The sequence below is a fragment of the Corallococcus sp. AS-1-12 genome, assembly GCF_020036995.1.
GTDB lineage: Bacteria > Myxococcota > Myxococcia > Myxococcales > Myxococcaceae > Corallococcus.
Map to the genome: position 1 here is coordinate 341,134 of NZ_JAIQDD010000007.1, position 12,563 is coordinate 353,696.

6 protein-coding genes are annotated in these 12,563 nt (G+C 73.1%); 3 read left to right on the plus strand and 3 right to left on the minus strand.

The genetic code is table 11. The features are described from left to right. Positions 1-15 precede the first annotated feature (15 nt). Positions 16-1,776, plus strand: coding sequence for a M14 family zinc carboxypeptidase (locus tag K8556_RS15155; protein ID WP_223740782.1), 1,761 nt, complete (start codon positions 16-18; stop codon positions 1,774-1,776). 125 nt (positions 1,777-1,901) lie between these two features. Here the strand turns inward: K8556_RS15155 and cglD are convergent, their stop codons facing one another. After that, entirely contained in the window at positions 1,902-5,300 is a 3,399-nt protein-coding gene (gene cglD / locus K8556_RS15160; protein WP_223740783.1) for an adventurous gliding motility lipoprotein CglD, read from the minus strand. A 196-nt stretch (positions 5,301-5,496) separates the two neighbouring features. Between cglD and K8556_RS15165 the strand changes: the two genes are divergently transcribed. Next, positions 5,497-6,294: a TIGR02266 family protein gene (locus K8556_RS15165; protein ID WP_223740784.1), complete on the plus strand. Its 798-nt coding sequence runs from the start codon at positions 5,497-5,499 to the stop codon at positions 6,292-6,294. Further along, on the plus strand, positions 6,291-7,238 hold the full coding sequence (locus K8556_RS15170) for a serine/threonine-protein kinase (protein ID WP_223740785.1): 948 nt from the start codon (positions 6,291-6,293) through the stop codon (positions 7,236-7,238). The genes K8556_RS15165 and K8556_RS15170 overlap by 4 nt, the downstream gene beginning before the upstream one ends. Position 7,239: 1 nt before the next feature. On the opposite strand, the gene K8556_RS15175 is transcribed toward K8556_RS15170, so the two are convergent. Continuing rightward, positions 7,240-11,037, minus strand: a complete 3,798-nt coding sequence (locus K8556_RS15175) for an AAA family ATPase (protein ID WP_223740786.1) — start codon at positions 11,035-11,037, stop codon at positions 7,240-7,242. Next, positions 11,034-12,278 carry an exonuclease SbcCD subunit D gene (locus K8556_RS15180; RefSeq protein ID WP_223740787.1) on the minus strand — a complete coding sequence of 415 codons (1,245 nt, stop codon included), beginning with the start codon at positions 12,276-12,278 and terminating at the stop codon, positions 11,034-11,036. Before K8556_RS15180 ends, K8556_RS15175 begins: the two co-directional genes overlap by 4 nt. Between the last annotated feature and the right edge of the window lie 285 nt (positions 12,279-12,563).

Below are 12,563 nucleotides of genomic sequence, written 5' to 3' on the forward strand. Positions count from 1 at the left end.
TGGTCTCAAGCGGCCATGCTCCTGCCCACCCTCGCCGCCCTGGTCCTCACGCAGGCTCCACCTCCCCTCACCACCGTCTCCGAGCAGAGCGGCTGGAAGCGCACCGGCCGCTACGCGGAAGCGGAGAGCCTGTGCCGCGCCTTCCCCAAGGCGTTCCCCGGCAAGGCCCGCTGCGACACGCTGGGCACCACGCCGGAGGGCCGCCCCCTGGTGGCGCTCGTCGTCAGCCAGGACGGCACGCTCACCGCGGACGCCGCGCGCAGGAAGGGCAGGCCCGTCGTCTTCTTCCAGGGCGGCATCCACGCGGGTGAAATCGACGGCAAGGACGCCGGCTACTGGCTGCTGCGCGACGCGCTCCAGAACCGCGCGTCCGTGCCGGACCTGCTCAAGGGCGTCACCGCCGTCTTCGTCCCCGTCCTCAACGTGGACGGCCACGAGCGCTTCAACCCCAACCACCGCCCCAACCAGGTGGGCCCGGAGGAGATGGGCTTCCGCGTCACCGCGCAGAACTTCAACCTCAACCGCGACTACGTGAAGGCGGACGCGCCGGAGATGGTGCTGCTGCTCAAGTACCTCAACGCGTGGGACCCGCTGGTCTACGTGGACCTGCACGTCACGGACGGCGCGAAGTTCGAACCCGACGTGTCCGTGGGCCTGGAGCCGCAGAAGTCCGGCCCGCCCGCGCTGCGCGAGCGGGGCGCGAAGCTGGTGGACGAGCTCTTCACCGGCCTCACCGCCCAGGGCCACCAGCCGCTGCGCTTCTACCCGTCCTTCCTCCGGGACGACGACCCCACGAGCGGCTTCGCCTACGGCGTCCCCCCTCCGCGCTTCAGCCACGCCTTCTGGTCCGTCCACCACCGCTTCGGCGTGCTCGTGGAGACGCACTCCTGGAAGGACTACGCCCAGCGCGTGAAGGCCACCCGCGACGTGCTGGAGGGCCTCTTGAAGCTCGTGGCCCGCGACGGCGCCGCGCTCCTGGCCGCCGTGAAGGCGGAGAACCAGAAGGCCGTGGCCGGACAGGTGCGCGAGGTGGTGCTCGGCTGGGAGAGCGCGCCCCGGCGCGAATCGATTGAATTCAAGGGCTACGCCTACGAGCGCCTGCCGTCGGACATCTCCGGCCAGCCGCACATCCGCTACGACGACACGAAGCCCCAGACGTGGAAGGTGCCGTACGCGCCGGACATCCAGCCCGCCGTCACCGCGACGCTGCCCACGGGCGGCTACCTGGTGTCCGCCGCGCACGCCGCGTGGGTCGCTCCGAAGCTGGCCGCGCACGGCATCGCGTTCCAGCGCCTCACCCGCGCGGTGCCCGCCGCGAAGGTGGAGTCGTTCCGCTCGAAGGACTTCCAGTTCCAGGCCCGCTCCAACGAGAGCCACCAGGGCCTCACCGCGAAGGGCGAGTGGAGGCCGGACACGCAGGACCTGCCCGCGGGGACGCTCTACGTGCCGGTGGCGCAGAAGAACGTGGAGCTGGTGGCGCACCTCTTCGAGCCCGCGGGGCCGGACTCGCTGCTGGCGTGGGGCTTCTTCAACGCCCACTTCGAGCAGAAGGAGTACATCGAGGACTACGTGCTGGAGCCCTGGGCCCGCGAGCTGCTGGCGAAGGACGCGGGCGTGAAGGCCGCGTTCGAGGAGCGCCTGAAGGACCCCGCGTTCGCCAGGGACCCTCGCGCCCGCCTGCGCTTCTTCGCCGAGCGCCACCCGGCATGGGACGAGCGCCTGGGCCTCTACCCCGTGTACCGCGCCGCCAGCCCGCCCGCGAACCTGGGGAGGTAGCAGGGCAGAAGCAAGAAGCCCCCGGCCCGCCTCCCCGTTGAAGGGGCGTCGCGGAGCGGGGGCTTCGGAGGTCACCGCCGCGCTCCCGGTCCATGCGGCACCGGGAGCGCGTCTTCATTCACGGCCTAGCCGATGGGCTTCTCGCAGACGCACGCGCTGACGTTGCAGGAGAAGCCCGGCGCGCAGCCGCCGCAGTCCGGCTTGCAGACGCAGGCGCACAGCTCCGCGTTGGCGCCGAAGCCGGTGCCGCAGTTGAGGGCCGCCGTGTCGCAGACGCAACCGCAGGCGTTGTTGTCGAACTTGTAGCCCGCCGCGCAGGTCGCGGACTGCACGCAACTGCACGAGCAGGAGTTCGTGTTGCACGTCTCGAAGGTGCCGCACGTGCCGCCGCAGTCCTGGGCGCAGGTGAAGTCACACACCGCGCGGTCCGTGTTGCACACCTGGCCCGGAGGCGCCGAGCCGCCGCAGTCCGCCGGGCACTCGCACTTGTCCGTGGTGCGGTTGCAGGTGAGCTTGCCCTTGCAGAAGTCCGGGTCGTTCGGGTCGTAGTACTGCGTGTCGGACGAGCACGGCGGCGGGTTGCCGTCCGGCTTGGCCGTGCGGTCGATCCAGTAGCGGTACGACAGCGCCGCCTGCGTCTTGCCGGACTCCTTCGGACGGCACGCGCCGTAGAAGGACACGGTGCGGTTGATGCCGTCCACGTCGAAGCCGTTGGTGCGGCTGCGCGGCAGGTCCCCGATGTTCGGGCAGACGGCCGAATCCACCACCGCCTCCACCGCGACCTTCAGCGACGCGCCAATCGGCGGCTTCAGCGTGCGGTAACCCACCGACGCGATGACGCTGTCCACGATGGCGTTGATGGTGTTGGTGATGGAGGTGTTGTCCCGGATGCTGCCGGACACGCCGCCCGTGGCCTGGATGACGTCCAGGTGGCGCGGGTTCGTGTTGTCCTCACCCGAGTAGCACTGGCCGCCGTCCGGCGGGCAGATGATGCCGTGCACCTGGATGGGCTGGCCCGTGGGGTTGCTGGTGGTGCCGGACGTGGTGCCGCTGTTGAGGAAGTACGCGGAGTAGTTGGCCACCGTGTCCGTGGACTGGTCCTTCACGTCCGTGAGGATGACCACCACCACCTTGGCGCCCGGACGGATCTTCGTCTCCGCGCCGCCCGTGGACGCGGCCATGTCGTTGATGGCCTTGCGCGCCGCCTCCAGCGGGCGCTCGCTGCCGTCGCCCTTCAGGCCCACCCAGCAGTTGGTGTCCGCCGTGCAGGTGGTGTTGGGCAGCGGCGTGTAGGTGGGGTTCTGGGTGGTGCCGCCCTTCACGGCGCACACGCTGTTGTTGCACACCGCGTTCTGGGTCAGCCACGCCTTGAACTGGCTGATGTTGGTGGTGAAGGGACGCAGCACGTTGCGGTTGGCGCTGGTGCCCACCGTGTAGCTGGTGGTCACCATGGCCACGCGCCAGTCCAGCGTCGCGTTGCCCAGCTTGTTGGCCACCGCCGTGCCCGCGTTCGCCAGCGACGTCTGCGACGACGCCATGGAGCCGGAGTCGTCCACCACGAAGAGGAAGTCCACCACGGCCGTGTTGCCGGTGAAGACCTCGCACTGCACCGCGTCCGCGTCGCCGAACTGCGCCAGCGCGGAACCGCCCGCCGTGTCCGCCGTGGTGAAGAGGCTGCCCGCCTCGTTGTAGCGGGCCGCCGGCGTGATGGCGAGCACCACCACGACGCTCTGGTTGGAGCGGTGCACGTACTGCGCCTGGATCTTGAACGGGCCGTTGATGCCCGCCGTGCCGCCGAGCGTCTCCGTGCTGTTGGGCACCAACTGGCGCGCCAGCGAGTTGGTGAAGGCCTTCAGCTCCGTCGTGCCGGCGAGCGCGTAGCGGGAGACCGCCGCGGGGAAGCCGTCCCAGGTGGTGAACGTCTGCGTGAACTCCACGTCCGCCGGGGCCAGGAGCGCCGTGCCGGCGCGGATGCCCGACTCGTCGCCCGAGGGCGTGGTGGAGCTGCCCACCTGCGCGCGCTTGTACGCGATGAACGTCACCTGCTTCGTGTCGTCATAGCCCATCACGCCCACGGTCTGGCCGTTGGCCTTCAGGTTGAGGAGGTTGGCGTCCTTGAACGTGTTGGGCAGCGCGAGCCGGATGTCCGCGCCGCTGTCCTCCTTGAAGGTCACCGTGCGCAGGTTCTGCACGCTGCACGCCTTGCCCGCGGGCGTGGTGGCCGCGCCGTCCTTGGGGTCCAGCGGGTTGAGCTCGTTCGGATCCACGCGGCCGTTCTGGTTGGAGTCCTCGGCGCCGTCGGGGATGCCGTCGCCGTCCGTGTCCGCCTTGTTGGGGTCCGTCTTCGTGGAGGGGTCCGCGTCGCCCACGTAGCCGCAGTTGTTGCGGGGGGCCGCGGCCGTGGTCACGCCGCGCTCCACGCCGTCCAGCAGGCCGTCACCGTCCGTGTCCGGGTTGGTGGGGTCCGTCTCGCCGGGGTCCACCTGGCCGTTGGAGTTGGGGTCCTCGCCGAGGAAGCCGTCGCGGCCGGCGCCGTCCTGGAGGCCGTCGCAGTCCGTGTCGGTCTGGCGCGGGTCCGTCTCACCGGAGTCCACGCGACCGTTCTTGTTGGTGTCCTCCACGCCGTCCGCCACGCCGTCGCCGTCCGTGTCGGCCTTGTTCGGGTCGGTGCCGGTGGCGAGCTCGACGGCGTCCGGGATGCCGTCGAAGTCCGAGTCCGGGATGGACGCGGCGCAGTCCGACTTGCGCGGATCCGTCTCGCCGGGGTCCACCTTGCCGTTCTTGTTCACGTCCTCGGCGCCGTCCGCGCAGGTGTCGCCGTCCGTGTCGGGCTTGAGCGGATCCGTGCCCGTCTGCTTCTCCAGGCCGTCCGGCAGGCCGTCGCCGTCGGTGTCGCGCAGGCGGGGGTCCGTCTCGCCGGGGCTCACCGAGCCGTTCTTGTTCGCGTCCTCCACGCCGTCCGGGATGCCGTCACCGTCCGAGTCCGCCGTGTTGGGGTCCGTCTCCGTGAGGTCGCGCTTGCCGTTGCGGTTGGCGTCCTCCAGGCCGTCCGGCAGCCCGTCATCGTCCGTGTCCGCCTTCACCGGCGAGGTGCGCGTGGTGGGGTCCAGGTCCGGGTAGAAGGAGCAGTTGGGGTCCACGCTGGACGTGCGGCCCACCTCCACGCCGTCGCGGATGCCGTCGCCGTCGGTGTCGCGCACGCCCGCCTTCGTCTTCAGGCCGCCGGCGTAGACCGTGGAGAACTCCTCCTGGTCCGTCAGGCCGTCGCAGTCCGAGTCCCTGGTGGCGTTGTCCTGAGCATACGGGTTGGTCGGGACCTCACCGGGGTCGGGGTCCGGGTCGACGATGACGCCCGCGTCCTCGACGTAGCCGGCGTCGAAGCCCGCGTCGACGCCCGCGTCGACGCCTCCGTCGTCGGTGGGGAGGGGATCAACGGGGCCGGGGTCCGGGTCACTGCCGCCACAGCCCGCCATGAGCGTGGCCGCGAGCAGCGTGCCGGAGAAGAGTCGGATCCAATTGCGCATAACGGGTCAGCACTCCGGGAAGGGGGGTAACGGAGAACACCAGCAGCATAGAGGGATGCGTGCCCGCTGCCGATGTAGGTACGCCCCCGGGACGGAGGTGGCATCGCGATTCGTAAACTTGGCGTCCACCGCTGTCGCCTGTTTCCGACTGCACTGTCTTTACGGGGGACAGGAGGGCTCGGTTATCGTCCGCCCCGTGCCTGTGTTCGGTCTCGCGGCGGTGTGGGGGGAAGCGGCTTCGCCCGAGAAGGCGGCGGCCGTCGTGGAGGGCCTGGGCGCGCTCCTGCCGTCCGCGCAGTCGATGCAGCTCGTGGTGGCGTTCCGCGACGAGGCCGGCGCGCTGGAGGTGAAGGTGGAGGTGCCCGGCTATCCGCGCGCGGCGGTGGAGCGGCTGGGCGAGGAGGTGCGCAAGAGCGGCGGCACGTTCGTGGAGCTGTGGCGGCTGCCCAAGGCGGAGCGGGACGCGCTGCGCTCGCGCACGCTGACGGGCGGCACGCCCTTCACCGGCGACGAGCGCACGCAGGCCGCGCAGGAGCTGCGGCAGCACCTGGAGGCCCTGGCCGCGCGAGGCCCCCTGCCCGCCCCGTCCGCGCCGAAGCCCCCGCCGCCGCCCGAGGCACCGCCCGCGCCGCCGGCCGCTCCCACCGCCGCGCCACCGGCACCGGGTGATGAGTCCCAGCGCCGCGCCCGGCGCTTCGCGGTGAAGCTGGAGATGGAGTTCCGCACGGAGCTGGACTTCGTGCGCGAGCACGCGCTGAACATCAGCAACGGGGGACTCTTCGTGCGCACGGCGCACCGCCCGCCCCAGGACAGCGTCGTCACGGTGGACGTGAAGCTGCCCAACGGCCAGCGGCTGCAGGGCGAGGCGCTGGTGGTGCACGTGGTGGATGACCAGTACACCGGAGGCGTGGGGCTGGCCTTCCTGAGTGACGACGACACCTTTTCGGCGACGCTGGACGGGTACCTGGCGAGCCTGGCCGGAGAGAAGGCGTGACGTTGGAGGAAGGCAAGACCCCCGAGTGGCCGCGCGACCTGGGCCGCTTCCAGTTGCTGTCGCGGCTGGGGCGCGGCGGCAACGCGGAGGTGTTCCGCGCGCGGATGCTCCAGGGGCCGCACGCGGGCGAGGAGGTGGCGCTCAAGCGCGTGCGGCCGGAGCGCCTGCGGGACGCGGAGGCGCGCGAGCAGCTCCTGCACGAGGCGGAGCTGGCGCGGTGCCTGGACCACCCGCACATCGTGGGCTTCCGGGAGTACGGCGAGCTGGCGGACGGGCCCTACCTGGCGCTGGAGCTGGTGGACGGCACGGACCTGGGGCGCGTGCTGGCGCAGTGCCGGCGCCGGCGCATCGAGCTGCCCATCGACATCTCCGTGATGATGGTGCGCCACGTGCTGGAGGCGCTGGCGTACGCGCACCAGGCCACCAACTCCAAGGGCCTGCCGCTGGCGGTGGTGCACTGCGACGTGTCTCCGCACAACGTGCTCTTGTCGCGCGGCGGAGAGGTGAAGCTGGCGGACTTCGGCGTGGCCCGCTCCCGGGCGGGCCTGGCGGTGGACCCGCGGCGGGTGGGCAAGCAGAACTACCGCTCGCCGGAGCTGCTGGCGGGCGAGGTCTCCGTGGCGGTGGACCTGTGGGCGGCGGCGGTCCTGCTGTACGAGCTGCTGTCCCTGGAGTCGCCCTATGAGGATGGGACGACCGAGGAGGTGGAGGCCTCCATCCGGGGCCTGCGGTTGACGCCCGTGCGCATGGTGGCGCCGGAGGTGTCGGATCCGCTGGCGCTGGTGCTGGACCGGGCGCTCGCGCCGCACCCGGCGCAGCGCTTCTCCTCCGCGGAGCAGTTCGCGCGGGCGCTGGCGGCGCTGAGCGACGACCGCGTGGCGACGCCGCTGGCAGTGGCCGCGGTGGTGCGCGGCCTGATGGGCGCGGAGCCGGTGACGGGCTGAGTCACGCCACCTGCTGGTTGGAGGGCACGACGAGCCCCGCGTCGCCTTCGACGACGAGCTTGCTGCGGCCGCCGCCCTGCTTCACCACGCGCACCTGCACGCCGATGCGCTCCGCGAGCCCGCTCACGTGGGAGATGATGCCCACCTGGCGCCCGGTGGCCTGGAGCGCGTCGAGCGTGGCGAGCGCGACCTCCAGCGTCTCCGGGTCCAGCGTGCCGAAGCCCTCGTCGATGAAGAGGGTCTCCACCTGCGTCGTCTCCGATGAGAGCGAGGCCAGGCCCAGCGCGAGCGCGAGCGACACGAGGAAGCTCTCGCCGCCGGAGAGGCTGGCCACGCTGCGGACCTCGTCGCCCATGTCGCCGTCCACCACCTGGAGGTCCAGGTCGTGGCCGGGCACGCGCTCCAGGCGGTAGCGGCGGGCCAGCTCGCGCAGGTGCGCGTTGGCGTGCAGGAGCAGCGCGTCCAGGGTGAGGCTCTGGGCGAAGACCTTGAACTTCTTTCCGTCGTGCGAACCGATGAGGTCGCCCAGCGTCTTCCACACCTCCGCGTCGGCGCGGCGCTGCTCCAGGGCCCGGGCCTCCGCGCCATGGCGGGCGCGGGCGGCGTCGTCGTGGTCCAGCTTCGCGCGCAGCAGGGCCTCCGCGCGGCGGCGCACCTCCACGTCGGTGCGCAGGCGCTCGCGGAGCTCCGCGACGTCTGCCTCCGCGAGCGTGGGGAGCCCGGAGGCCTCATGGCGGACGCGGCGCTCGCGGCGCTCCACGAGGATGGCGCGGGCCTGGGCCACGGACTCGCGCAGGGCGTTGAGCGCGCGGGCCTCCGCGTCGCACCAGGCGGCGCCGCGCGACAGCAGGGCCTTGAGCGCTTCCAGGGTGGTGCCATGGCCGGCGAGGCGCTCCGAGAGGACGGCCTGGGCGCGGTCGAGGGTGAGGGCGGCCTCGGTGCGCAGGCGCACGGCGTCCTCGGCGCGGGCGGTTGCCACCTTCTCCGCCTGCTGGAGGGCTTCGGAGTCCTCGCGGGCGCGCTCGTAGGTGGCCTGGGCGGCGTCGATGCGCGCCTGGACCTCCGCGCGCACCTCCTGTGTGGGGCGGCCCTGGAGCAGCCGGGCGCGGGCCCTGGACGCATCCTGGAAGGCCGCGTCCTTGAGGCCCGCGCGGTGGGCGGCGGTCTGTGCGTCCTCGAGCCGGGACTGGAGGCGGACCTCTTCACGGGCACGCAGGCCCTGTTGTTCCTCCAGGCGCTTGCGAGAGGTCTCCAGCTCCGCGAGCTTCTCGCGCCACTTCGTCACGCGCGCCAGGCACTGGCCCTGGAAGCGGGCGGGGTCCGCGGCGAGCTTGTCCTTCCAGGTGACCTCCTCGCTGGCGAACGGAGGGGACACTTCGGCGAGGGCGCGCTCGCGGGCATCACGGGCGGTGTCCCGGCGAAGCAGCGCATCCCGGTGGGACTGGGAAGCGCGGGACCAGGAGTCCTCGGCCTTGCGAAGGGCATCGGCCGCGCCTTCGCGCCGGGTGCGCCGGGTCTCCAGCAGGGCCCGGGCCTCACGAGCGGCGCTGGCGCGGGCCTCCGCGGAAGCCTCTTCGTCACGAAGGGTCGCGAGCCGCGAGCGCACGTCCTCTTGAGCGGCGCGGAGCCACGCCTGCGCGGTGGAGTCCTCCGCGTCCTCGGGAGGCGAGGCAGCGGCATCCTGTGCGGCGTGCTCTACGGAGGTCCACCGTTCACGCGCCGCGCGCCAGGCTTCACGGTGCGCCGTGCGCTTGCGTGCTGCGGTGTCGCGCCGGGCCTCGGCCTGGGTCGCGGCCGTGTCCGCGGTCGCCTGCCGCACGCTCGCCGCGCCCTCCTGCTTCGCCGCGGCATCCCGCGCGGTCTCCAGCTCCAGCACCCGGGCCGCGGCCTCCGCGACCAGCCCCTCCAGCGCGGAGGACTCCCGGGCATACGGATGTTCGAGCGCGCCGCACAGCGGACACGGCTCACCTTCGTGCAGCGCGGCCCTGTGCGAGGCCAACCCCTGCGTCGCCTCCGCGCGCGACTGCGCACGGCGCGCCTCGTGGAGCATCGCCTCCTGCGTCGCCCGCCGCGCCGCCGCGTCCTTCGCCTCCTCCGCCGCGCGCTGGGAAACCTCGCGGTGCGCCTTCACCTCCGCCGCAGCGTCACCTTCCGCAGCGCCCTCCGCCCGAGCCCCTTCGCCCGCGAGCGCCAGGGCCCCCAGCGCGTCCTGCCGCGCCAGCAGCGCCTCCCGGAGCTCCCGCCTCGCCGCGCCGCCATCCTCGCCCAGCGCGGCCTCCGCGTGCGTCGCCAGGGCCTGCGCCTGCGCCTCCGACTCGACCGCGCCCTGGTGCTCCTCGCGGCGCGCCTGGGCCTCGTTACCCAGGCGGTCCGCGTCCTTCCCCAACCGATCCGCGTCCGCGCCCGCAGCCTGCTCCTCCTTCAGCGCTACGGCGAAGCGCTCCAACTCGCGCTGCCAGCGAGGCCACTCCGTCGCCAGGGACTCCCAGCTCGCATGCGACGCGCGCCACGCCTCGGCCGCGTCCACCAGCACCTGGGCCTTCGCCTCCGCCGCCTGCACCAGCCCCAGCGCATCCCGAGCCGACGCCTCCGCAAGCTTCGCCTGCTTCGCCAGCTCCGCGGCCTCACGGGCCTCGCGCTCCGCCTCCGCGCGGCGCGTGTCCAGGGTCGCGGCCTCCTCCAGCGCCGGACGCACCGACGCCTCCGCGTCCAGCGCCGCCGCCCGCGCGGCCTCCGCCTGCATCCGCACCTGCCGCTGCGCCGCCGCCGCCGCGAGCGCCGCCTCCGCCTGCGAGGCCCGCTCCAACAGCTCGGCCTCCGCCCTCACGCACCCCTGCTCCGCCGCCTCCACCGCGGACACCACCGCGCGGAAGCCCTCCGCCGCGCGCACCGACTCCAGCAGCGCCTCACGCGGCGCCGCCGCCTCCCGCTCCGACTCCGCCCGGGCCACCGCGCCTTCCGCCTGCTGCTCCTGCCCCACGAACTCCGCGCGCTGCGCGTACCAGGACCGGGCCGCCTCCGCCTCGCGCAGCCGCGTCTCCTCGCGGACCCGCGCCGCCTCCTCCTCGCCCAACTGGACGCGCACGCCCTCGCGGTCCGCGTCCGACATCAGCGCGATGGCCGCGAGCCCCTGGGACAGCCGCTTCAGCTCCTCCTGCTCCTTCGCGTTCTTCTCGTGCGCCGCGATGGACAGGCGGCTGTACACCTCCGTGCCCGTCATCCGCTCCAGCAGCTCCGCGCGCTCGTTCGCGTCCGCGCGCAGGAACGCCGCGAACTCCCCCTGCGCCAGCAGCGCCGAGCGCCGGAACTGGTCGAACGACAGCCCCAGCCGCTCTTGAATCGCGTGCAGCACCTCGCCCTTGGTGCGGCCGAACACCTGCCCCGAGGCCACGTCCGTCAGGCTCAGCTCCTGCGGCCGGAATCGCCCCTCCGCGCGCTCGCGCGCACGCCACACGTTCCACCGCGCCCGGTAGCGCCGCCCGTCCTTGCCCAGGAAGTCCACCTCCGCGTGCCCCTTGCCCGCCCCGCGCCGCAGCATGCCGCGCACGTCGTACGCGGACAGGCGCGCCTCCTCGTCCTCGTCCGCGCGGCCCACCAGCACCTTGCTGGGCCCGCCCAGCCGGGGCGTGCGGTCGAACAGCGCCAGGCACAGCGCGTCCAGCAGCGTGCTCTTCCCCGCCCCCGTCGCGCCGGAGATGGCGAACAGCCCCAGCCGGTCCAATGGCGCCTGGTCCAGTTCCAGCGCGAAGTCCCCCGCGAAGCTCGTGAGGTTGCTGCCGCGAATCGCCAGGATCTTCACGACGCGTCCTCCTGCACCTGCGTGAGCAGCGCGTGGAACGACTCCAGCAACCCCGGCGAGGGCGCCTCCTTGAAGTCCCGCGCGTACCGGGCGAGGAACACGTCCTCCGGCGTGCGCTCCCGCAGGGACAGCCCCGGCCGCACGTCCGCCAGCGCGCCGCCCGTGCCCGTGTAGAACGGCGTCAGCTTCACCAGCCGCGCCGCCCGCCCCTCCAGGGCCTTCTCCACCTTGTGGCGCAGCGCCGGCTCCGGCCGGGGCAGCGACACGCAGACCTCCAGGTACGGCCGCATCGACTCCGGCGCCCCCGGCTCGCACGCGGGCAGCGCCGCGAGCAGCTCCAGCACCTCCGACAGCGGCGCCGCGTCCCGGGCCGGCACCCGCATCATGTCCGTGGTGCGCGGCACCGACAGCGGACGCACCTGCGTCAGCGCCCCGTCCTCCACGTCCAGCACCAGCACCTGGTGCCGGTAGTGCGCCTCCGACAGCGACAGCGGCAAGGGAGAGCCGCTGTAGCGCACGCCCTCGCGTCCGCCCACCCGCTGCGCCTTGTGCAGGTGCCCCAGCGCCGCGTACGCCACGTCCTCCGGGAACAGGTCCACCGGCAGCGCATGCTGGTTGCCGCCAAGAATCTTGCGCTCGCTCAGCTCCGACAGCTCCGAGCCCGTCATGTAGCAATGGCCCATGGCCACCAGCGCCTGCCCGGACCGGCGCCGCCTGCGCGCCGCCTCCAGCACCTCCGCGTAGACGGAGCGCACGCCCTCCACCAGCCGGTCCCCTTCACCGTCCGGCACGGACGGCAGGTCCGAGGGCCGCAGGTACGGCACCGCCGCCACCCACGCCCCCACCTTCCCGCGCGAGTCATGCACCGGCACCACCAGCCGCTCCAGCTCCAACCCACCCCGGTGACGCGGCAGGCCGCCCACCACGCGCACGCCCAGGGCGTGGAACAGCGGATCCGGCGCGTCCAGGCGCGCGGCGGAGTCGTGGTTGCCGCCCACCACCACCACGTCCAGCTTCGGCAGCGTGCGCCGGGCGCGCGCGATGAAGTGGTACCAGGCCGCCTGCGCCTCCGCGCTGGGGTTGGCCGTGTCGAAGATGTCCCCGGCCACCAGGAGCGCGTCCACCTCCTGGGACTCCAGCGTGTCCAACAGCCACGCCAGGAACGCGGCGTGCTCCGCTTCGCGTGAGACGTCATACAGCGTGTGGCCCAGGTGCCAGTCCGACGTGTGCAGCAGGCGCATCCGGCGTTCACCCTCCCTCGTGGCCCGGTGGCGGGTGCGGGCCGGGCAGCCTCCCCCGGTCCCATCCCCGACTCCAAGCGGCGAGCCCTCGCTCCCTTACCCGCCCCCTCTGACATTGTCGAAAAAGGGCGTCATTCCGCGCGCTTGCATCCGTGGCCTGCCCGACGCGTCCCGTCCTCCCCACCCCACGCGCCACGGCGCCTCCGCCCGCGGCCGGGGCCCACCCGCGAGGACACACCCATGGCATGGGGCCCCTGCGCCATGCGTGCGGTCCACACGGAGCGC